This window comes from Vibrio ouci (assembly GCF_004551525.1).
Lineage (GTDB): Bacteria > Pseudomonadota > Gammaproteobacteria > Enterobacterales > Vibrionaceae > Vibrio > Vibrio ouci.
Window position 1 is genome coordinate 1 of record NZ_SATR01000020.1, and the last position, 23,512, is coordinate 23,512.

Annotated in this window: 18 protein-coding genes and 1 other annotated feature; of the genes, 11 read left to right on the top strand and 7 right to left on the bottom strand. The window is 44.0% G+C overall.

Annotation, left to right across the window (positions count from 1 at the left end; translation table 11 throughout):
- Nucleotides 1-577: 577 nt before the first annotated feature.
- The 3 genes from clpB to rluD all read right to left on the bottom strand — a co-directional run bounded on the left by clpB (nt 578) and on the right by rluD (nt 4,974).
- Complete coding sequence (gene clpB, locus ELS82_RS13645; protein ID WP_134835957.1) at nt 578-3,151, bottom strand: ATP-dependent chaperone ClpB; 2,574 nt, start codon at nt 3,149-3,151, stop codon at nt 578-580.
- Nucleotides 3,152-3,262: 111 nt separating this feature from the next.
- Complete coding sequence (gene pgeF / locus ELS82_RS13650; protein WP_134835958.1) at nt 3,263-3,991, bottom strand: peptidoglycan editing factor PgeF; 729 nt, start codon at nt 3,989-3,991, stop codon at nt 3,263-3,265.
- 2 nt (nt 3,992-3,993) lie between these two features.
- Nucleotides 3,994-4,974, bottom strand: a complete 981-nt coding sequence (gene rluD / locus ELS82_RS13655; RefSeq protein ID WP_134835959.1) for a 23S rRNA pseudouridine(1911/1915/1917) synthase RluD — start codon at nt 4,972-4,974, stop codon at nt 3,994-3,996.
- A gap of 134 nt (nt 4,975-5,108) precedes the next feature.
- On the opposite strand from rluD, the gene ELS82_RS13660 reads away from it, so the two are divergent.
- The 7 genes from ELS82_RS13660 (at nt 5,109) to yjjX (ending at nt 13,520) form a co-directional block, all read left to right on the top strand.
- Nucleotides 5,109-5,834: an outer membrane protein assembly factor BamD gene (locus tag ELS82_RS13660; RefSeq protein WP_134835960.1), complete on the top strand. Its 726-nt coding sequence runs from the start codon at nt 5,109-5,111 to the stop codon at nt 5,832-5,834.
- Between the two features lie 116 nt (nt 5,835-5,950).
- Entirely contained in the window at nt 5,951-7,390 is a 1,440-nt protein-coding gene (locus tag ELS82_RS13665; protein ID WP_134835961.1) for an MltF family protein, read from the top strand.
- Between the two features lie 337 nt (nt 7,391-7,727).
- A complete protein-coding gene (hpf, locus tag ELS82_RS13670) occupies nt 7,728-8,054 on the top strand; it encodes a ribosome hibernation-promoting factor, HPF/YfiA family (protein ID WP_004410314.1) in 327 nt (108 codons plus the stop codon).
- Nucleotides 8,055-8,171: 117 nt separating this feature from the next.
- Nucleotides 8,172-8,291: a sequence feature (Phe leader region), on the top strand.
- Nucleotides 8,292-8,304: 13 nt separating this feature from the next.
- On the top strand, nt 8,305-9,483 hold the full coding sequence (gene pheA, locus ELS82_RS13675) for a prephenate dehydratase (protein ID WP_134835962.1): 1,179 nt from the start codon (nt 8,305-8,307) through the stop codon (nt 9,481-9,483).
- Between the two features lie 168 nt (nt 9,484-9,651).
- On the top strand, nt 9,652-10,692 hold the full coding sequence (locus ELS82_RS13680; RefSeq protein WP_134835963.1) for a polyamine ABC transporter substrate-binding protein: 1,041 nt from the start codon (nt 9,652-9,654) through the stop codon (nt 10,690-10,692).
- Nucleotides 10,676-13,021 carry a putative bifunctional diguanylate cyclase/phosphodiesterase gene (locus ELS82_RS13685; RefSeq protein ID WP_134835964.1) on the top strand — a complete coding sequence of 782 codons (2,346 nt, stop codon included), beginning with the start codon at nt 10,676-10,678 and terminating at the stop codon, nt 13,019-13,021. Before ELS82_RS13680 ends, ELS82_RS13685 begins: the two co-directional genes overlap by 17 nt.
- The gene (gene yjjX, locus ELS82_RS13690; RefSeq protein WP_167489322.1) at nt 12,993-13,520 is read left to right on the top strand and encodes an inosine/xanthosine triphosphatase; all 528 of its coding nucleotides are present in this window, start codon (nt 12,993-12,995) and stop codon (nt 13,518-13,520) included. Before ELS82_RS13685 ends, yjjX begins: the two co-directional genes overlap by 29 nt.
- A 25-nt stretch (nt 13,521-13,545) precedes the next feature.
- Here yjjX and trpR read toward each other — a convergent pair whose 3' ends face one another.
- Both trpR and sltY read right to left on the bottom strand, forming a co-directional pair.
- A complete protein-coding gene (trpR, locus tag ELS82_RS13695; RefSeq protein ID WP_134836057.1) occupies nt 13,546-13,854 on the bottom strand; it encodes a trp operon repressor in 309 nt (102 codons plus the stop codon).
- A 14-nt stretch (nt 13,855-13,868) separates the two neighbouring features.
- Nucleotides 13,869-15,824, bottom strand: a complete 1,956-nt coding sequence (sltY, locus tag ELS82_RS13700) for a murein transglycosylase (RefSeq protein WP_134835966.1) — start codon at nt 15,822-15,824, stop codon at nt 13,869-13,871.
- Between the two features lie 257 nt (nt 15,825-16,081).
- Here sltY and ettA point away from each other — a divergent pair, with 257 nt between their 5' ends.
- From ettA to ELS82_RS13715, 3 genes are all read left to right on the top strand, one after another.
- The gene (gene ettA, locus ELS82_RS13705) at nt 16,082-17,749 is read left to right on the top strand and encodes an energy-dependent translational throttle protein EttA (protein ID WP_134835967.1); all 1,668 of its coding nucleotides are present in this window, start codon (nt 16,082-16,084) and stop codon (nt 17,747-17,749) included.
- Nucleotides 17,750-17,917: 168 nt separating this feature from the next.
- Complete coding sequence (locus ELS82_RS13710) at nt 17,918-18,289, top strand: PilZ domain-containing protein (protein ID WP_134835968.1); 372 nt, start codon at nt 17,918-17,920, stop codon at nt 18,287-18,289.
- A gap of 11 nt (nt 18,290-18,300) precedes the next feature.
- Nucleotides 18,301-19,314 carry a M23 family metallopeptidase gene (locus tag ELS82_RS13715; protein ID WP_134835969.1) on the top strand — a complete coding sequence of 338 codons (1,014 nt, stop codon included), beginning with the start codon at nt 18,301-18,303 and terminating at the stop codon, nt 19,312-19,314.
- A 56-nt stretch (nt 19,315-19,370) separates the two neighbouring features.
- On the opposite strand, the gene tyrA is transcribed toward ELS82_RS13715, so the two are convergent.
- A complete protein-coding gene (gene tyrA / locus ELS82_RS13720; protein ID WP_053441229.1) occupies nt 19,371-20,498 on the bottom strand; it encodes a bifunctional chorismate mutase/prephenate dehydrogenase in 1,128 nt (375 codons plus the stop codon).
- A gap of 22 nt (nt 20,499-20,520) precedes the next feature.
- Nucleotides 20,521-21,594: a 3-deoxy-7-phosphoheptulonate synthase gene (locus tag ELS82_RS13725; protein WP_134835970.1), complete on the bottom strand. Its 1,074-nt coding sequence runs from the start codon at nt 21,592-21,594 to the stop codon at nt 20,521-20,523.
- A gap of 237 nt (nt 21,595-21,831) precedes the next feature.
- On the opposite strand from ELS82_RS13725, the gene ELS82_RS13730 reads away from it, so the two are divergent.
- A complete protein-coding gene (locus tag ELS82_RS13730) occupies nt 21,832-23,508 on the top strand; it encodes a sensor histidine kinase (RefSeq protein WP_134835971.1) in 1,677 nt (558 codons plus the stop codon).
- Nucleotides 23,509-23,512: the final 4 nt, after the last annotated feature.

A 23,512-nucleotide genomic window follows, 5' to 3' on the forward strand; every position in this document is an offset into this window, starting at 1 on the left:
GATCAAACTCTTCAATTTAAGATTTTGTTCGGCTCAATGAATACTGACTTCAAAACTACTGTGTAATTTTAAAGCTATTATCGTTCCAACAGAACGATAATGAATTGACTGTGCCAAATAACCCCTCTCTATAAAGAAAGTAATTATTCGTATTGGTCACTTCGTTTCATTGAAACCTAATTTGAAACCGCTCTTTATTAAGAGAAATTTCTAATTGGATTATCATCAACGAGTGCCCACACAGATTGATAGGTCTATATTTTTAAAGAACTTCGTTTTGGGCTCTGCTCAAAACGGACGGCCATTTTATCGAGATAACTTATTGTGTCAAACACTTTTTTCGTTATTTCTTCGAAAGTTATCATTTAACTTTCACCGCCGCTGTTATCATTGCTTGTTAGCTTGGTTTCCCGTGACAACGGAGGCGCATTATAGGGAGTTCCGAACTAAGCGCAACCCCTATTTTCAATAAAAATGCGTTTTTTAAGTCGTTAGCTCAACAATTCATCAATAAGCATAAAAAGAACACAAAAGGGCCTAAATTTAGGCCCTTCTTTATCGTTTACTTTGATGAAAACTATTGATGCGCAATTATCTGATCGTTGCTTACCAGTAGTTTCACCGGTTTGTCTGGTATTACTTTGCCCGCGAGAATCGCTTTAGCAAGTGGGTTTTCTACACTTTGCTGGATCGCACGCTTTAACGGCCTTGCACCATATACTGGATCGAAACCAACTTGCGCTATCAGATCAAGCGCTTTGTCCGATACATCCAATGAGTAACCTTTCTCTTCCATACGTTTTGAAAGTCTCAAAAGCTGTATAGAGGCAATAGACTTAATATGCTCTTGGCCAAGTGGGTGGAAGACAACACTCTCATCTACTCGGTTTAAGAACTCAGGACGGAAGTGTTTACTCACCACATCCATCACTTGCTCTTTCATCCCTTGGTAATCGAGCGTGGCGAAGTTTTCTTGAATACGTGCTGAACCAAGGTTCGACGTCATAATTACAACCGTGTTACGAAAATCGACCGTTCGACCCTGTCCATCCGTTAAGCGGCCATCATCTAAAACTTGCAGCAGTATGTTGAATACATCCGGGTGAGCCTTCTCTACTTCATCTAACAAGATCACAGAATAAGGTTTGCGGCGTACAGCTTCTGTCAGATAGCCACCTTCTTCATAACCGACATAACCCGGAGGCGCACCGACTAAGCGTGCCACCGAGTGCTTCTCCATAAACTCCGACATGTCGATACGAACCATCGCATCTTCACTATCGAACATGAAGTTAGCTAGCGTTTTACATAATTCAGTTTTACCGACGCCCGTTGGCCCCAAAAAGAGGAACGAACCAATTGGCTGATTTGGGTCTGATAAGCCAGCGCGGCTACGTCGAATCGCATTCGCAACCACTTCTACCGCTTCGGTCTGTCCGATGACACGTTTATGCAGCACCTCTTCCATACGCAGCAGTTTCTCTTTTTCTGCTTCGAGCATTTTAGAGACAGGAATGCCTGTCTGCTTAGAGAGCACATCGGCAATTTCGTTATCGGTGACTTTGTTTCGCAGCAACGTCATCTCTTGCATCTCAGCTTGAGTCGCAAGATCTAACTGTTTCTCTAATTCAGGAATACGTCCGTATTGCAGTTCCGACATGCGATTCAAATCACCTGCACGTCGTGCGAACTCCATATCCATGCGCGCTTGTTCTAGCTCTGATTTAATATGTTGCGTACCAGATAGAGCCGCTTTCTCCGCATTCCAAACTTCTTCGAGTTCAGCAAACGCGCGTTCTTTTTCATTAAGCTCATCATTTAGGATGGTTAAGCGCTTCTCACTTGCTTCATCATGTTCATTAGTCAGCGCTTGCTGTTCTATTTTCAACTGAATGATTTTGCGCTCTAACTTATCCAATGACTCTGGCTTAGAGTCGATTTGCATGCGGATACTTGAAGCCGCTTCATCAATCAAATCGATCGCTTTATCTGGTAGTTGGCGATCAGATACATAACGATGAGACAAACTCGCCGCCGCAACAATGGCAGGGTCGGTAATTTCCACATGGTGGTGCAGTTCATAGCGTTCTTTCAATCCACGTAGGATAGCGACGGTATCTTCGACACTAGGCTCATCAACAATGACTTTTTGAAAACGTCGCTCGAGAGCAGGATCTTTTTCAATGTACTGGCGGTATTCATCAAGTGTCGTCGCCCCCACACAGTGCAGCTCTCCTCGTGCTAAAGCAGGCTTAAGCATATTTCCGGCATCCATTGAGCCTTCACCTTTGCCCGCTCCAACCATAGTATGAATCTCATCAATAAAGAGGATGATGTTGCCCTCTTCTTTTGACAGTTCATTCAATACCGACTTTAAGCGTTCTTCAAATTCACCACGATATTTAGCACCCGCGACTAAAGCGCCCATATCTAAAGAGAGCACTCGGCGACCACGTAATCCTTCTGGTACTTCATTATTGATGATTCGCTGAGCTAAACCTTCAACAATCGCGGTTTTACCCACCCCTGGCTCACCAATAATGACCGGGTTATTTTTAGTGCGGCGTTGCAAGACTTGAATAGTGCGACGAATCTCGTCATCACGACCGATAACTGGGTCAAGCTTGCCTTGCTCAGCTCGTTCGGTCAGATCAATCGTAAACTTTTCTAGAGCTTGACGTAGCTCTTCTGCGTTTGGGTCATCAATTTTCTGACCACCACGAACTTTATCAATCGCTTCGGATAGTTTAGCTTCAGTTAAGCCAGACTCTTTGAGCAAAGAGCCGAGTGGGCCTTTATCTTCCAATGCAGCAAGCAGGAAGACTTCAGATGAGATGTAGGAGTCCTGGCGCTTTTGAGCCACCTTATCACACAGGTTAAACATAGTGCCCATCGCACTCGACAACTGTACGTCACCGCCAATACCACTCACCTTCGGTAAACGATCTAAAATCTCGCTTAACTTAGAGCGCAAATGCGTAATATCGACATTGAGCATCGTCAGCAGTGGACGAATCGGACTACCATTTTGGTCCATTAATGCCACCATCAAATGCACAGGTTCGATGTATTGATGGTCGCGACCTAAAGCAAGCGACTGAGCGTCAGATATAGCGATTTGGAATTTGCTAGTAAATCTGTCAAGATGCATATCTACCTTCCTACCTCAACTGAGAAAAAATAACTAATCAGTATGAAAGATGGATACGCTTTGAGGGATTTTCAAGGGGATGTCGTCGCTTTCCGTTATGAAAATAGACGATTATTTTTCGATCCAGATAAAAGTTGCTTGTCGACCAGTTATCCCGTCTCGGCGATAAGAGTAGAAACGGTTAGCATTTTCAAATGTACACAGATTGCTGTAGTAAACTTGATCAACACCGACACTATTGAGTCGTTGAGTCACCAACATATTCATATCAGCAAGCCACTTTCCCAGTTCTAACTTAGCGGTGAACGCTTGCTCGGCCTCAGGAATCACTGAAGTAAAAGCATCAACAACATCTTGGCCGACTTCAAATGCAGCCTGACCAATTGCTGGGCCAATCCAAGCCATGACTTCACCATCAAACTTAGCAACCGCATTTTCGACAATGCCATTTGCTAAGCCACGCCAACCAGCATGAACGGCAGCCACTTGGGTGCCCTCTATATTGGTAAGCAACACTGGAAGACAATCTGCCGTCATCGCAGAGCAAACCACACCAGCAGAAGCTGTAAACAGGCCATCGGCATCTATCACTTGTTCTGTTGGCTCAAATGCATCTTCCACTACGGTAGAATGCGTTTGGTTCAACCATATAGGTGCTGATGGCATGCTTGCCGCAAGCGCTAAGTCGGCGCGGTTTTTCACTACGATAGCTTGCTCATCCCCAACATGAGTGCCTAGGTTTAGCCCTTGATACGGACCAATCGAAAAGCCACCCACTCTTGTCGACGCGATGGCTTTAACCTGTTTTTTGGCAGGCCAGTTAGGGGTGATCATTTCCATACTTAAAACTCGTCTTTTAAGCCGTGTTCTTGAGTATCTTGACGCAGTGCTTCTGCCATTTCGACCATATCGTCAGGCACTGGAGCATGAAACTCCACTTCTTCACCAGTAATTGGGTGCTCAAATTTGAGCATTACCGCATGAAGCGCTTGACGATCAAAGCTGCGAATGTGGTTCGCTAGCTCTTCTGACGCACCACTTGGAATACGTGCGCGACCACCGTATGCGGTATCCCCTAATAGAGGATGTTGCAAATAAGACATATGAACACGAATCTGGTGAGTACGACCTGTTTCTAGGCGTAAACGGATACGCGTATGCTCACGGAAGTGTTCCGCAACACGGTAATGAGTAATTGCAGGCTTACCCGTAGGCGTTACCGCCATCAAGGTTCGCTTGGTTGAGTGGCGACCGATTGGTTGCTCTACTCGTCCACCAGCGGTCATACGACCAATCGCGATAGCTTCATATTCACGTACAAAGTTACGTTTTTTCTGTAGCGCACGAACTAAACGAGTTTGAGCTGGGACAGTTTTTGCTACCACCATCAAACCTGTCGTATCTTTATCGAGACGGTGCACAATACCTGCGCGAGGAACTTCCGCGATATTTGGGTAGTGATGTAGCAGAGCGTTTAGCACGGTACCATCTGGCGTACCCGCACCTGGATGAACAACAAAACCACGAGGTTTGTTGATCACTAAAATATCGTCATCTTCATAAACGATATCCAGTGGGATGTCTTGTGCTTCCCAACGCTCTTCATCTTCAAGTTCCGCTTGCAGGATGATTTCCTCGCCACCCATAACCTTGGTGCGAGGCTTTGTAATCACTTCACCGTTAACTTTAACTTTACCGCCAAGCAGCCATTCCTTTAGGCGCGAGCGAGAAAAGTCAGCGAATAATTCGGCGATAGCTTGATCTAGGCGTTGACCTAATTGGCTATCTTTTACTGTATTTGTTAATTCAATCTGCTGAGCCATATCGAACTTTTTTAAAAACTGTGAGACTAATTGTCACTACTGTGGAAAAATGTACTATTGGACATTGTATCTGTTACTGCTTAGAAAGTAACGGAAGCAACTAAAATATTTATCTCAAGGAATCGAATCCTGACATGAAAAAGCATACTTTATCTGGCTTGTTGGCATTATCACTACTGGTTGGCTGCTCTAGCAGCGAAGAAGTTGTTCCAGACGTGCCACCATCTGAGCTCTACTCAGATGCACAGATTTCGCTTCAAAGTGGTAACTGGCTAACTGCAATTGAAAAGCTAGAGGCTCTAGATTCTCGTTACCCGTTTGGTGCTTACTCTGAGCAAGTTCAGTTAGACTTGATCTACGCCTACTACAAAAATGATGATCTTGCTTTAGGTCTTGCAACTATCGAACGCTTTATGCGCTTGAACCCTACCCACGAAAAATTAGACTGGGTACTTTACATGCGCGGCCTTACCCATATGGCACAAGACCGAAACTTCATGCATGACTTGTTCAATGTCGATCGTAGCGATCGTGACCCTGAACCGGTTAAAAAGGCGTTTGCTGATTTTAAAAAGCTCCTTGAACGATACCCTTCTAGCCCATACGCGGAAGATTCGCAAAAGCGCATGTACGCTCTAAAAAATCGTCTAGCTGAATATGACTTAGCAACGGCAGATTTCTATCTACGTAGAGAAGCATGGATTGCAGCAATCAATCGTACTCAAGAGCTTCAAAAAACCTACCCGAATACCGAAGCCGCTCGAAAGTCACTTGAGATTCAGCTTGAAGCGTATAAGCAGCTAAACCTGCAAGATGCCATTGAGCGCACTGAGAAGTTGATTGAGCTAAACCCTCAATAAGCAGCTATAAAATAAGAAAAAAACGCCTCTAACCTGAGGCGTTTTTTTATATCTAGTATTTTGCGTGAGCTTTACTTTGGGACTACATTTTAATCAATGTGGTTTAGAGGTGTTTCATGCTACGAGTAATTTTTCTTGCCTTAATCTTTAGTTTATATGCTGGTCAGTCGAGCGCACTATCTTTGTCTCCGATGCAAAAACAACCCTACATGGGTGATCTCCCTGCTCTCGAGAAAAAAGGCGTGATTCGAGTGCTTGTCGCAGCTGATCTCGGTTTTTACTATGTCGAAGGTGGCAAACCGAAAGGTATCTTAGCTGAACTCTTATACCACTTTGAAAAAGAGCTAAGACAACGTTCTTCTTACTTTAACCTTCAAGTCATTCCGGTTCATAGAGATGAACTGCTGCCTTCACTAGAAAAGGGCTTTGGCGATTTAGTCGTGGCTAACTTGACGATTACCTCAGCCAGAAAGGAACAGGTCGACTTTAGTGCTCCTGTGTTAAAAAAAGTCGATGAGTTACTCGTGACCCATAAAAGCCATCCGCCGATCGACTCACTTTGGTCATTGAGTGGTAAGGAGATCTGGGTGCGTGCTAGTTCAAGCTATTTCGAAAGCTTGCAAAAACTCAATACCGAGCTTGATAAACAAGGAAAAGCCCCTGTCATTGTTCGCTTTATCGAAGAAACGTTACAAGACTTAGAGTTAATTGAATTAGTGAATCAAGGACACATTCCTGCCACTATTTTAGATAGCCACAAAACCGAACTCTGGCTCAAGGTAATGAATAACATCCAAGTTCATGATGCGATTCCACTTCGCGAAGAGGGCCAAATTGCCTGGGCAATGAGAAAGAACAGCCCTAAGTTGGAAGCTTTCGTCAATCAATACTTGAAGAAGTATCGTTCAGGCACACTGCTGGGAAACGTGATATATGGCAAATATCTAGATAACACCAAGTGGCTCAAGCGAGTGTTAAACCCTCAATACATGACCAAATTAGAGTCACTATCAGAGATATTTGAAGTCTACTCTGAACAATACAGTTTCGACTCATTGATGATATCTGCTCAGGGCTTCCAAGAATCAGGTTTAGACCAAAGTAAAGTGTCACACAAGGGGGCTGTAGGGGTAATGCAAGTCCTGCCAAGCACTGCCAAAGATCCCAACGTCAACATCCCAGACATCTACCAAGTCGAAAACAACATCCATGCTGGTGTGAAGTATATGCGTTTTATCAAAGATCGTTACTTTAGTGATGAGTCGATTATACCTGAAGATCAAGTCTACTTTTCACTTGCCGCCTATAACGCTGGCCCAGCTAATATCCGCAAAATGCGCCGCCTAGCGGAGAGAAATGGCTATGACCCTAATAAGTGGTTTCGCAACGTCGAAATCATGGCGAGGAGAAATATCGGTCGTGAGCCAGTCCATTACGTCTCGAACATCAATCGTTATTTCATTATCTACAAGCAGCTGAATGCTTTAAAACAAGTCAGGGAATCTCAAGCAACACAAAATCATCAAAACTCGCCGTCACTAGTGATTGATGATTAGTACAAAGTCAGAAAGGGGGGAGGAAAATAAAGCGTTGAGAAATCTGGAATTCAATTCACAAACATTGAATGGTCAAATCCTAATCAGTGCTTTTTATCAGGCCGTATTAAGCCACTAAAAAACAGATGATTTTTAGTTGTTTACCTCTTCCAATCTAATGAGTTTTTTAAACGAGACAAGCTTTTTCGATGCAAAATAGTCACACACTTTGAGCCAGATCACGTTTGAATTTAGCTAATAAAAACACTACCGGAATGATGATCTGGGTCACATTATTTCTCCATGGGATAAGTAATCTGGAGTTAACCCATGAGGGATGACACAGAGGAAAACATCTATGAAAGTAAACATCACTGGTAAAAACATCGACATCACCTCTGCAATCCGCACTCACATTGAGAGCAAGTTTAAAAAGCTAGAAAAGTGGCAAGTAGATATTATCGGTTGTCAGGCAAGCTTCAGCGAAGAACCAAATAAGCAGAAAAAATTTGAAGCTGTAATTACTGTACCGAAAGGCCAACTTATCGCATCCGCAACACACGAAGATTTATACGCTGCCGTTAACGAGGTAGAACAGAAACTAGAACGTCAGCTAAACAAACTACGCCACAAGCCAGAAGCACGTCGTACAGACAAGCCTGAGCTGGAAGAAGAAGTGGAATAGAAATATAAAATTAGAGGATTGAGAAAAATAGCGCCGAATGGCGCTATTTTTTTGCTTGACGCTCCATTCTCGGTTGCTTATGGTGTTTAAAGATTCACAACAAAGCCTATGAATATGCACAACACAACTCTGTTCTTTTTTGACTTATTTTTTCTCCACTAGGCTTGGAGGCTCTCTCGTTTTCGAAAGATAAGTCAAAAACGAACAGAAAGCCTCCCAAAGGGAGGCTTTTTTTATGAGGAATACTAGGATGACTGACCAAAAATACTCGCTTGAAGAAATACGCTTACGATTAAATGAACTGGATGACCAACTGCTGAAGCTGTTGTCGGAGCGTCGTCAAATGAGTATTGAAGTGGCAAAAAGCAAAGTCCAAACATCAAAACCAGTCCGTGATGCCGACAGAGAACAGCAATTGCTGGTTAAACTGATCAATAACGGCTATCAAAAATACGACCTTGATGCGCAATACATCACTAAGCTATTCCACACTATTATCGAAGACTCGGTTCTTCTTCAGCAGTCGTACCTACAAAACCTAGCTAACCCTGAGCTTAGCCGTAAACCCTTAGCACGCGTCGCTTTTCTCGGTTCTAAAGGTTCATATTCTCACTTGGCAAGCCGTGAGTACTTCAGCCGTAAGAATACAGAGCTTATCGAACTCAACTGCGAACATTTTAAAGAAGTCACCAACACTGTAGAGTCAGGCCATGCTGACTACGGCGTTCTACCTATCGAGAACACCAGCTCTGGTTCAATCAATGAAGTGTACGACTTACTGCAGCACACCACGCTGTACATTGTTGGCGAGCTAACATTACCGATTGAGCACTGCTTGGTTGCTACCGCAGACTTAAGACTAGAAGAGATCAAAACGCTCTACTCGCACCCTCAGCCACATGCGCAATGCAGTGAGTTTTTGAGCAAGCTAGATGGTGTAAAGCTTGAATCATGTGCAAGTACTGCTGATGCGATGCGAAAAGTGAAAGATATGAAGCGTACAGACGTCGCGGCCATTGGTAATGCGTCGAGTGGCAAACTGTATGGTCTACAGCCAATCCAGAGCAATATCGCCAATCAAACAGAAAACCACACCCGCTTTATCGTTGTTGCACGTAAACCAGTCGAAGTTTCTGCGCAGATCCCAGCGAAAACGACACTGATCATGTCAACGTCTCAAGATGCTGGCTCATTGGTTGAGACGTTGTTAGTGCTGCAGCGTTACAGCATTAATATGACTAAGCTAGAGTCGCGCCCAATCATGGGTAACCCTTGGGAAGAGATGTTTTATGTCGACTTAGAGTCGCATTTAGACTCTGTTCAGATGCAACAAGCACTCAATGAGCTAACTAAAATCACCAAACATTTGAAAGTATTGGGCTGCTACCCAAGCGAAAATGTGAAACCGACTCAGGTAAAATTACAATAAATAAACCTACGCAGGTCAAATAAATACACTCTCCTAGCTGACACATTTTATTAATATTTTTAGTATCGCTGGATATTAAGTTGCATATTAGTGTTGTGTCAGCTCGAATTCACTGACTCTGATAAGCCTGTCCCTTCAGATTTATTCAAAAGGTAATACCTAGTCAGTATGAGAGTTCCTTTCTTATCACTATTCTTATTTGTCAGCTCTATTAGCTTCGCCTCTGAAACTCCTCTCAACATTTATATGTGGGAAGACACCTTGTCACCTAACGTCCGCAGTGACTGGGAAAAACAAACCGGTGTACCTATCACACTATCTCATTTTGACAATGATGATGAACGAAGCTTATTAATGATGAAGAGTGTCCAACTGCCATTTGATATTGTGGTTCTAGATAACGTCTCCGCTCAGATATATGGTCGACTGGACGTATTTGAAGATTTGTCTCACCTTACTAATCGGTCACACAATAAGCGTCAGTGGAACCAAGCTTGTGGCACTCATGCAATTCCCTACTTCTGGGGAACCGTCGGGCTCGCCTATCGAAAAGACCTGATTCAAGCGCCTCCTTTAACATGGCAAGAGTTCGTTCACCCCAGCGGTGAATGGGCTGGCAAAATAGGCCTAATCAATGACAGTATCGAAACCTTTTTACCTATCTTCTATAGCTTAGGCTTGTCCCCCACTACAGCGAACTCTGCAGACCTTCAAGCAGCTTATTCCTCCATCATGGAGTTCAATGATAACGTCTTAACATACGAGTACATCCTGAGCTATATCCGCAGCCAGTCTGATCCTAACCAGTTGCAAATCGCTTTGGCTTACAGTGGCGATCAGTACTCATTAAATCGCTTCTTTGGTCAAGATAAATGGGACTATGTCATCCCTGAGGGTGAAATATTTCTTTGGGTCGATTGCCTAGCCGTCGCTAGCCATTCCGAAAACAAACAAGCGGCGAAAGCATTTTTAAACTACTTGATGGATCCCAGTGTTGCTGCAAAGAATGCAACTGATATCAAAGCTGCTACGCCCAACTTAAGTGCTATAGAACTATTACCTGATTGGTATTTAGATGATGCATCATTGTTCCCATCACAAGAGCGTATGAAAAACGCCAGAATAGATAGTGAACTCTCGGCAGAAAATATCAGTATGAGAGTAAAAATGATTAACCAGTTACTGAAACGTCATGAAGCTAAACACTAGAGTATTATTACTTGTCGCACCGGTGATTATGTTAAGTGCAGCTGTCTCTAGCTATAGCATTTATATCAATCAAAAAGATGCGCTAATTAAACGAGAAAACAGTTACCTGCAACTTTCTATGGAGAAACTTGCTGGGCACTTTCGTCAATCATTAGCCCTAATCAACAGTTACTCTCTGACCCTAACTAAGAGCGACATTATCCGTAATTATTTCGGTCAAGGAGATAATCCCTACCGAGAGATGAAACTGATTAGCAACCTACAGACAACGATTGAAAACTTACAAGCCAATATACAAGATGATATTGCCGTCGCCATCGTTGATAGTAACCAGAACATTCAGTTCTATGCCGACAATCAAACAGACCCTTTTGCTTCCCTTGATGAAAACGTCTTAAATTACGTTAAGAATATTTACCAAGATACCGGACATAACTCCTATACTGGCTTTGCCAAAAGCTATCAGGGACAAAGCATATTGGTTCGCTATGATGTGTTAGACAGGAGCACGTTAGTCTCCCCGCTTAGCTACAATAAAGACCAGATCTTCTTCATCGTTGTTTCCTTATCTTTAGAAAAGTTCGACCAACTTAAACACATCTTAGAATTTGATAACGATAGTAGTATCTTCTTTGCAGATGAACCCGTAATCAAATCAGGGCTATCACAATCGGTAGAACTCAAACCCGGCCTTCATGCCATTCTCGATCCCGCTCAATACCTTACGACAGAGAAATTAGCCAAAATTGAACAACGATTGCTGATGTCATTTGGCGCCTCGTCATTAGTTACAGTACTCATCCTACTATTTTTGCTCTACCGCCATGTGATTAAACCTATTACTCACCTTGATCGTCAGCTGCAAGATGTTGAGATGAAAAGGCGCAGCAATATTGAAAAGCTGAACAACGACAATGAGATTGGCCGTCTATCGATTCGCTTCTACGATATGTATAAAGAGCTCAATTCAAGCTATCAGAAGACTAAAGCGATGGCGGAAAATGATCACCTCACTCAATTAGCTAATCGATATCAATTTCAAACCTATGTTGAATGTGCTCTCGCGCAAAAGTTAGTCCATAAGTTTGCTTGGATTTTGTATATCGACCTCGACAACTTTAAGTACGTTAATGACAAGTATGGCCACCACATTGGCGACTCTCTACTGGTAAGCTTTGCTGAACATATCAAACGTATCAGCCTTGAATACGAACGCCGTCACGGAATTAAATGCTTAGCCTCTCGACTGTCTGGGGATGAGTTTGCCATCTTTATTGCCTCCGCTCACAATACCAGTTATGCAGAAAGCTTAGCTCAGGCGGTGCTCGAACCGATTCAAAACCCAGCCTATAGCTCAATTGGTAACTTTCCTATCACTGCCAGTATTGGCATTGCTTCGTTTCCAGAAGACGGTACTAAGCTCGCTAAGCTACTGTCACACGCAGATACCGCGATGTATCAAGCCAAGCGTGCAGGTAAAAACCAAATTGCCCATTACTCCAAAGCCCTTGATGAGGTTTCTCGTCGTCAAGCGCAAGTAGAACGCGCATTAAGAAATGGTGACTTAGAAAACGAGTTCACCTTGCTATACCAACCCTATTTCGATCGCACTGGACAAATCATTAAGGGTGTTGAAGCTCTGCTACGTTGGGATTCACCTCTATTAGGTAAGGTCAATCCAAGCGAGTTCATTCCAATTTCAGAGCAAATTGGCCTGTTTGGTACCATTGACCGTTGGGTTATCAAACAAGCTTTTAAAGACTTCTCAAAACTGCAAAGCTGTTTTGAAGCCCCGATTAATCTGTCGATTAATCTATCTTCCGCTGAATTAGATTCACTGCAACTGGCCAGTGATATTCAATCATTAATGATTCAATACCCAGTGACACCTCACTTGATTGATTTTGAGATAACGGAAACCTTCGCTTCAGATTCACAAAGCTACTTATTACTGCATGAGTTGGCACAAATGGGCTTTAAACTGACGATTGATGATTTTGGCTCTGGCTACACTTCAATTACCCAACTGGTCGAATACCCAGTGCAGAAGATTAAATTTGATCGCGAATTCTTAGAGACCTTAATCAAAACCGACAATCATCAAGTGGTAAAACCGCTAGTTGATCTTTGCCACTCTCAATCTATGATAGTAACCGCCGAAGGCATTGAGTCAGAAGAGATGCATCATTGGTTGGCCGAAAACAAGTGTGACTATATGCAAGGCTATTATTTATCACCACCGCTCTCTTTGGCTCAGTTAAAACATGATCATAAAGCCCAAGAAGGAAACCTTGATGTCCATGAAGAAGGTTATTGTAGCCTCGCTTAATCCGGCTAAAATTAACGCAGTAAAAAGTGCGTTTGAGGCATCATTTAACGACGAACCATTTGAATTTATTGGGGTAAGCGTTGCAAGCGGCGTGGCCGATCAGCCAATGAGCAATGAAGAGACTCATACGGGCGCGCTCAATCGAGTTACAAACGCGAAAGCAGAATACAGTAGTGGCGACTATTATGTTGGCCTTGAAGCAGGGATCGAAGGCAGTGTTACATTCGCTTGGATGGTGATTGAATCCGCGACTCATCGTGGTGAGTCACGCTCAGCGAGCCTGATGCTTCCACCTGTTGTCATCGAAAAGCTTCAGCACGCTAATGAACTAGGTGATGTCATGGATGAAGTGTTTGCTACCGAGAACATTAAACAAAAAGGCGGGGCAATTAGTCTACTGACCCATGACCTACTGACCCGTAGTTCCGTCTATCATCAGGCGTTAATTCTAGCGCTGATTCCCTTTGTTAACCCAGAGCACTTCCCTGCCAACTTATAATCTGTAGTACAAACAAGAAGGGTGCCTATTGGCACCCTTCTTTCTTTTCTAGCAGTTGAGCAATCTCTTGCTTCTCTTCTGCGCTCTTTGATTTCAGTTCATTAGAGCCGCGGGTAATGGTTGCAATCCCCACGCCGAGCATCTGACTAATTTGTCTTTGAGATAGATCCCCTTTAAGCAACTCGCGAAAGATATTTACTCGCGCGACCAAGGCCTCTCTCTCATCAGGGGTCAGCAACATGGTTAATAGCATTTCATGTTGCTGGGATTGGCTGCTCTCGCTGATCAAATCTAAGATCTGCTGCCACTCTTTATACTCTGGCTCTAATGACATCGATAAGGTGCTCACTAATATTTCGCATTCAACTCATGTTGATTTAAAAAGGCACCATCCACGCCAAGAAGCTCTCGGTAGTATGTTTCAAACATCAAAATGTTTTGTACATAGCCTCGGGTTTCGTTAAACGGAATTGCCTCAATAAATGCGTAAGCGTCCAGCTTGCCTTGTGTACGCTCACGCCAAGTTTTCACTCGGTTAGGCCCTGCATTATACGCTGCCAATGCGAAAATTCGATTGTTATCGTATTGCTCCAACAAACCATCGAGGTAATGGCTACCAATTTCGATGTTCTTACCTACTTGATACAAGTCTTTTGAACCCTGATAGCTCAGTTTGTATTTCTTCGCGGTGTACTTTGCGGTCGACGGCATGATCTGCATAATGCCTCGCGCACCCACTGGCGAACGAGCTTCAATATCAAGTGCACTCTCTTGTCTTGCCAAAGACATCAAAGTAATTGGATCTATGCTGTGTTTGTCAGCATAAAAATTAAACCACCAGCGATGAGCGACAGGGAAGCGCATATGGATGTTATCCCACATCTTAGCTTTGATGCTCGCTGTCACTGTTAGGTGGTGCCAACCTTTGAATGAAGCAAATGCCGCTAACATCTCTTTTTGTGAACTATCGGCACGTTCTAGAAGCCAATTCCACTCACTCTTCGCTGCCGCAATTTTATCTCGTGCAATCAACTCTTCAATCCGAACAAGATCACTATTAAAACCTTTGACTTGCTTCTTATCTAGGATGATCTCAGAAGTCGGATACTCAATCGAACGCTTGAGCTCTTTAGCCGCAGCAACACTGTAGAAATTGCGCTGACCAATGATTGCCTCCATACGCTGCTTACCCGCAGTTCGCTGACCTAGCGCAAGCTCACTGCGACCTAACCAATATTGCCAACGTAAGCTATCCTGTTTACCTTCTGGCAGTATCGCAATCCAATCCGCTACGCCTTGCCAATCGGCATGCTGAATAGCCAAACGAATACGGCGCTCTATCAAGGTATCACTTGAAGAGTTTTCCGTTTGCTTATCTCGCCAATTGGCCAATGAGTCTGAGTCAGTATTAATCAACCTAAGCGCAATATAATCAGCCAACTTTTGACTGGCTTTTTGATCGAACTTTTGCGCTTTCACAACCCCTGCAAATACCTGTTGGGCTTGCTCTACATCTTTACGAGCGAGTTTTTGCAGCGCCAATTTAGTTTGTTGGCGATTAAAATCTGTTGCGGGCTGCTTTTTAGCAAATGACAGCACAGCCTCCGGTTTGTTAAACAGATCCAACATAGTCTTCGCTTGCGCCTGAGCTTTGCCACCTGATAGCTGCTTCTTTAGGTATTTCATCAAGCGACCATTGCGGGACTGAAATGCCAATACCATTCGATCAAGGATCAGTTGATCAGTTTTAAGTCCAGCCTTATCCCAACGGTCAAACAGCGGGTCACAGGCATCGGCAATGCTTTTACCCGACAACCAGAGTTTTTCTGCGCCTTGGAATGCAAGCGCTTTATCACCGGCTATCGCGTTCGCATTGAAGTAATGACACTGATAGGCTTCACCTCTAGGCTCGCTGGTCTGGAATTCTAGCAATGTTTTCCATTCACCTTTTTTCGCTAGCTGATCAATATAAGGTGCGCGAATACGTTTCGAAAACGGGAATGAATAATGGTCTTTGATAAAGGTCTCGACCTCACTAGGTGAACGCTCACCTAGTCCGACTAAAAAACTGCGATAGTCGACATAAGGAGTCAGAGGATAATCCGCGATCGATGGTCGAATCTTTTGGTATTCCGCGACTTGTTGAGAGTCGAGTAGCGTTTGCGCTTGATCATAAATATCACGTTGGGTTTGCAGGTCGACAGCCATTGCTGACGTTGCAAAAATTGCGCTGCAGGTCATCGTAGAAACAAAAACAATCGATGAAGGAATACGTTGCAGCGACTTGGAGAAAGTCAGGTTCATTATGGTCTCATCCTGAGATTATACTAATGCGATTTCCTATTAATGCTCATTGTAAACATCTGTGTAAAGCGATTAGGTGTAAATATTAATAAATTCACACTACTGTGACGTTTCGCCGACTTTATGCTTACCATTGCCTATAAATTCATCAGCAGTAACCTTTGTTACTACTAGGTGTTGTTTCTCTGGTAACAAACTGAGCGCTATTAGTATAAAATGACTCTTTATGTAAATTGATTATTTAGGAACGATCGGCAATGGCTGAATACGTATATACCATGTCGCGCGTGAGCAAAGTTGTGCCACCAAAGCGACAAATTCTTAAAGACATCTCTCTAAGCTTCTTCCCTGGCGCAAAAATCGGTGTTTTGGGTCTAAACGGTGCAGGCAAATCGACGCTACTGCGTATCATGGCGGGTATCGATACAGATATCGACGGTGAAGCTCGTCCACAGCCTGGTCTAAATGTTGGTTACCTACCTCAGGAACCAGTACTGGATGAGTCAAAGACCGTTCGTGAAATCGTTGAAGAAGCCGTATCTGATGTTGCTGGTGCAATGAAGCGTCTTGACGAAGTATACGCAGCTTACGCTGAACCTGATGCTGATTTTGATGCGCTAGCAAAAGAGCAAGGCGAGCTAGAAGCACTTATCCAAGCGAAAGATGGCCACAACTTAGAAAACTCTCTTGAGCGCGCGGCAGATGCACTGCGTCTTCCTGAGTGGGACGCTAAGATTGAACACCTATCAGGTGGTGAACGCCGCCGTGTTGCTATCTGTCGTCTACTGCTAGAACAACCAGACATGCTACTGCTAGACGAACCAACCAACCACCTTGATGCAGAATCAGTGGCTTGGCTTGAGCGCTTCCTAGTAGATTACACTGGTACTGTTGTTGCGATTACCCACGACCGTTACTTCCTAGATAACGCTGCGGGCTGGATCCTTGAACTTGACCGTGGTGAAGGTATTCCATGGCAAGGTAACTACACTTCTTGGCTTGAGCAAAAAGATGCACGTCTACAACAAGAAGCATCGCAAGAGAAAGCTCGTCAAAAGACCATTGAGAAAGAACTTGAGTGGGTTCGTCAAAACCCTAAAGGTCGTCAAGCGAAGTCAAAAGCTCGTATGGCGCGCTTTGAAGAGCTGCAAAGTGGCGATCACCAGAAGCGTAACGAAACCAACGAACTGTTTATCCCGCCAGGTGAGCGCCTAGGTGATAAGGTTATCGAAGTAAATAACCTAACTAAATCGTTCGACGGTCGTGTACTGATTGATGACCTATCATTCAGCATGCCTAAAGGTGCTATCGTCGGTATTATCGGTGCCAACGGTGCAGGTAAATCAACCCTATTCAAGATGCTAAGCGGCACTGAGCAGCCAGACGCTGGTACGATTGAAATGGGTGACACAGTTAAGCTTGCTTCTGTTGATCAGTTCCGTGACTCAATGGATGACAGCAAAACAGTATTCCAAGAGATCTCTGAAGGCGCTGATATCATCAAGATCAACAACTTCGAAATCCCTGCTCGCGCATACTGCTCACGCTTTAACTTCAAAGGTTCAGACCAACAGAAGATCATCGGCGAACTTTCTGGTGGTGAGCGCAACCGTGTTCACTTAGCTAAGCTGCTTAAAGCTGGCGGTAACGTATTGCTACTCGATGAACCGACCAACGACCTTGACGTTGAAACGCTACGTGCACTAGAAGAAGCTCTACTTGAGTTCCCTGGCTGTGCAATGGTTATCTCGCACGACCGTTGGTTCCTAGACCGTATCGCGACTCACATCATCGACTACCGTGACGAAGGTCAGGTGAACTTCTACGAAGGTAACTATACTGAGTACATGGAGTGGTTGAAGAAGACCCTTGGTCCAGAAGCTGCGGAACCACATCGCATTAAATACAAGCGTATTACTAAGTAATAATATCGCTTGATATTCATGCAAAGGCCGCTAATATTAGCGGCCTTTATTATATCGATCTCAATACTGTTAAGTCAGACATTGATAAACATGAAGAATGCGAACGAGCACGCATAGTGGCCACTGTAATTTTGATACCCTTCTGAATCGGAATTAAGAGAGAAAGTTATGATTGAACGACGTCGTTTTTCGCGAATTGTATATCAAAATCAAGCAGTTCTAACTCAAGGTTCAACTCAGATCAGCGCCTTGATAAGTGACCTTTCCCTACATGGATTATTGGTGACTAGTGAACAGTCAGGATTGCTAGATAGTGATAAACAGGTCGATGTGGATTTTTCGCTTTCAGGAAGTGATGTCTCGATCCAGCTTGTAGGGAACATCGTTGGGCTTAATAACAATGTGATTCGTATTTGTATTGATCATATTGATATTGAAAGTATCGGGCATTTAAAGCGGTTAGTTGAATTAAATGTAGGTGACGATGAACTATTACATAGGGACATCGAGCACTTATCTGATCTAGGTGAATACACCTAATCTAACTCGTTATGTCTAAGAATATTACCATCTCTATCCCTGCTAAATCAGGGGTACAAAATTTCTACGTTTCTCGAACCACGCTACTAGTGTCTATCGCAGCTACGGTTGGCTCCGTCGCTCTAGGAGTTGGCTATGGTGTCTATAGTTGGCAACAAGAGCGCCAAACAGAACAAGAATTTCGTCTTTTAGTCAGCCAACTGCAAGATATTGAAGCGCAGAAACAAGATCTTGAACTTCTCTATCAAGAACAAGTTCAAGAGACTCACAACCTTTCCCAAGAACTTGAAGAGAAGCGCGACCAAGTCAGTATTCTCGGCAAGCGTGTCTTTGATGTTGAGTCTGTGCTCGGGCTAGCAGATGAAAACGCTATTGATGAAAATAATCTAGAGAACCGTATTGATGCTGCTGCGATTGACTCAGCCGTACGCGCAACCATGTTTCGCATGATTCCGAATGATTCACCGCTGAATTACCTCCGCGCCTCCTCATCCTATGGTCGCCGAACGAACCCAATCACTGGTAAACGTCATACACATACGGGTATCGACTTAACTTGTAAGCGTGGAGAAGAGATTTACGCCCCTGCCGACGGCGTAATTGAAACGGTTCGTCCTAGCTCAAAAGGGTATGGTAACTTTCTCACCTTACGCCACTCATTTGGCTTTATGAGCTCTTACGCTCACCTACAAAGATTCAAAGTGCGCAGTGGACAGTTTGTCAGTAAAGGTGACCTGATTGCGACTTGTGGCAACTCCGGTAATTCAACCGGCCCACACCTTCATTATGAAGTACGTTTCCTTGGTCGAGCACTAAACCCTCAATACACCATGGACTGGACTCCAGAAAACTTTAACTACCTTTTTGAGAAAGAGAAGAAAGTGAAATGGGCGCCACTGGTTAAGTTGATTGATGATACGGTGCGTTTACAGGTTAACCTGACCAACAATCCTTACCACGACAATTCCGTGAGTACAGTGAAGAACGAAACTGAACTAGCGCCAGAAAATATCTCAGTTCAGTAACAAGACTAAATAAAAAGAGCGACCAAGTTGGTCGCTCTTTTTCTAGATTCATTTAATTAACCGCGATGAATCGAATCGTTGGCTTGCTTTAGCAAATTCTGACTTTCATCTAAGAATTGCTTTGAGTAATCGCCAAACCAGTCGCTCACTCGATCAAAGCTCTCGACAAAGGCTTGCTTATCTTTTCCATCAAGAATTTCCAGTGCTTCACCGAAGCAACGATGGAAACGTTTGATCATCGCAATGTTTTCATCCGAAGAAAGAATGATGTCGCCATACAAGTTAGGGTCTTGACCAAACAGACGCCCAACCATTGCTAACTCTAGACGGTAAATCGGAGAGCTTAATTGCAGCAATTTATCAATGTTCGGGTTCTCACGACTGAGGTGGAGACCGTAAGCAAATGAAGTAAAGTGGCGCAGCGCCTGAATCAGCGTCATGCCGTGGTCATGCTCACTGGCATCAATCTGACAAAGGCTCGCTCCCCAAATAGAGAACTGCTTCAATAACCATTGGTAATGCTCTTCCCCACGGCCATCACAGTAGACGATAACCTGCTTGGCCAAACTTGGTACATCTGGACCAAACATTGGGTGTAAACCGACAACTGGTCCTTGGTGAACGTTCATCATCGCTTGCAGCGGTTTAGACTTAATCGACGTTAAATCACATAAGATGCAGTCTTTTGGCAGCTTACCCAGTTTCTCAATCACACCTTCGGTTAGGTGAATCGGTACAGTCACTACCACCATGCCTGCATCAGCAAGGATATCGTCAGCCTGATCCCAGTCTTTACTGCCCAGTACTTTGACATCGTATCCTGACAGCTTAAACATACGCCCGAACAAGCCACCTAGCTGGCCGTTACCACCAACAATCACCACAGAACGAAGCTCTGGGTTTAGACATTTAAAGCCCGAGTCTTTTTCGCTGGCGTAGGATTCACGCATGGTACGGCGAAGAATATCTTCTATCAGCTGTGGTGGTACACCTTTCTTCTCAGCCTCTTGACGACGCGAAGCCAACATCGCTGCTTCACGGTCTGGAGCATAGATAGGTAAACCATGCTCACTTTTCACTTCACCGACTTTCTCAACTAAAGAGAGTCGCTGTGCTAATAAATCCAGAATTTGTTTGTCTACTGCGTCAATTTGATCACGCAATTCGTTCAATTCAACGGCCATTGATATTCCTTGTGCTCTCGTTTTAGCCTTTCAATCTGTCTTCTAGGAAAGGGACTAGCTCTTCATGTGCATGACGTAATAGTGCCTCAGTTGTATCCCAATTGATACACGCATCGGTAATAGATACGCCATATTGCATCTCACTTAACGGAATATCAGATGGTTGGTTGCCTTCATTGATATGACTTTCAATCATAAGGCCAATAATCGATTTATTGCCTTCACGAATTTGGTGGATGACATCTTCTGCCACCAATGGCTGACGACGGAAATCTTTACGTGAGTTAGCGTGGCTACAGTCGACCATCAATGATGCATCTAAACCATGTTTTGCCATATCTTGCTCACACTCAGTAACAGATACAGAATCATAGTTAGTCTGCTTACCACCACGTAAAATAACGTGGCCATTTGGGTTACCTTGAGTGGTCAACAGCGCAACCTGACCTTCACGGTTAATCCCCATAAAGCGGTGGCTAGATGACGCAGCTTGCATCGCATTGATAGCCGTTGCTAGGTTGCCATCGGTACCATTTTTAAAACCAATTGGCATTGAAAGGCCGCTCGCCATTTCACGGTGAGTCTGTGATTCCGTGGTACGTGCACCAATTGCTGCCCAGCTAAATGTATCGGCTAAGTATTGCGGACTGATCGGGTCTAGAGCTTCAGTTGCTAGCGGAATTTCCATCTCAGCCAATTCCACCAGTAACTCGCGACCAACATGCAGACCATGCTCAATATCAAACGTGCCATCTAAGTGCGGGTCATTGATCAAGCCTTTCCAGCCTACGGTTGTACGTGGCTTTTCAAAGTACACGCGCATAACAATATACAGTTGGTCACTTAGTTGCTCTGACAATGCTTTAAGGCGTTTCGCGTATTCCTTCGCCGCCTCAACATCGTGAATAGAACAAGGACCGCAGACGATGAGCAGTCGGTGATCTTTCTTATGAAGAATATTAGCAATAGTTTGGCGAGACTCTTGAATAAAGCGACGAGCATTATCACTTAACGGTAACTTTGCTTTCAGCTCTTCTGGTGTAATCAGCACCTGCTCATCGCTGATGTTAATATTGCTTAATTCACTTTTCTGCATAACTCTAACCTGTATATTATTTTTTACACCAAGTATATTCCGTATTAACTTGGCTGGAATAGCTATAACATAACAGCATGAATTCAGATTTCAAGATGTAAACAATAAAAAACACACTGTAAATTTAAATTTACACACATCCATTTATCGACTTTTCTACCAGAAATATGAACTAAGCATGTTTTCTCACAACATTCTTTTCTAAAATAGCACTCAAATGCCGCTGACTTTATCGCTATGGACTTAATCCTTTCCTTACTGCAACAGATGTGTGTCTACCTAATGCTTGCCTACATGCTAAGTAAGACCCCTATCTTTTTGCCTCTGCTTAATATTTCCAATCGACTTAGCCATAAGTTAAGCATCTATGTGCTTTTTTCCCTGTTTTGCATCATGGGCACCTATTTTGGTTTGCAGATCAACGACGCCATCGCTAATACACGGGCTATTGGTGCAGTAATGGGAGGCTTGTTTGGCGGCCCTGTCGTCGGTTTCTTTGTCGGCCTAACTGGCGGTCTGCACCGATACTCGCTGGGTGGTTTTACTGATTTAGCTTGCGCCATCTCGACCACAGCAGAAGGCTTGATTGGTGGCCTTTTTCACGTCTACTTTGTAAGAAAAGGCAAATCGCAGCAACTGTTCAACCCTAGTGTGGTATTTGCCATCACGTTAATCGCCGAAGTAGTACAGATGACGATCATACTGATCGTGGCTAAGCCCTTCGATCAAGCTTACGCACTTGTTTCGGCCATTGCTGCACCAATGATCATTGCTAACTCGGTCGGTGCAGGGCTGTTTATGAGTATCTTGCAAGATCGTAAAACCATCTTTGAAGAGTACTCGGCGACTTTTTCTCGTCGTGCACTGAATATTGCCGAGCGTTCGATCGGTATTCTCGCTTCCGGGTTTAACTCGCAAAATGCCGACAAAATTGCTCGCATCATTTATGAAGAGACCAATGTTGGCGCGGTTTCGATCACTGATGAACAGAAGATCCTTGCCTTTGTTGGCATTGGTGATGATCACCATAAGCCAAACACACCAATCTCCTCACAAAGCACATTAGATGCGATCAATAAAAATGCCATTATCTACCTAGATGGTAAAGAAAAGCCGTATCAGTGCTCACTCTCGGCGGACTGCAAACTAGGCTCTGCGCTGATTATTCCACTGCGTACCGGCGATAAGGTTATTGGCACTATCAAGCTGTACGAGCCGAAGAGAAAGCTATTTTCGACCATTAATATGTCGATGGCAGAAGGTATTGCCCAGCTACTCTCAAGCCAAATTCTCTTTGGTGAGTATCAACTAAAACAGACCCTACTTTCTCAAGCTGAAATCAAATTGCTGCATGCGCAGGTCAATCCGCATTTTCTCTTCAACGCCCTTAATACCATAAGTGCCGTGGTTCGCCGTGACCCAGCCAAAGCGCGTGAGCTGATTCAGCAGTTATCGCATTTTTTCCGTAGTAACTTAAAACAAGATATTGAAACGGTGACGCTTAAAGAGGAACTGGCACACGTCAACGCTTACTTATCGATTGAGAAAGCCCGTTTTACCGATCGTCTTGAGGTCAATATTGATATTGATGAAGGCTTGTTGAAGCGCAAAGTCCCAACGTTTACTTTGCAGCCGTTAGTCGAAAACGCCATCAAGCACGGCATCTCGAACCTGATTGAAGGTGGTCAGATCCATATATACAGCCAAAAGGTATCAGGTGGAGTGCAAGTCGTAGTGGAAGACAATGCCGGAAGCTATGTGGCCCCTTCACAAGATCATGCCGGGCTAGGCATGCAGATCGTCGATAAAAGATTAACTAACAAATTTGGTCGCGCGGCAGCTCTCAATATTGAGGTCAAACCTAATCATTTAACCCAAATGAGCTTTATTATTCCTGATGAGAACACGTATTAAGGTA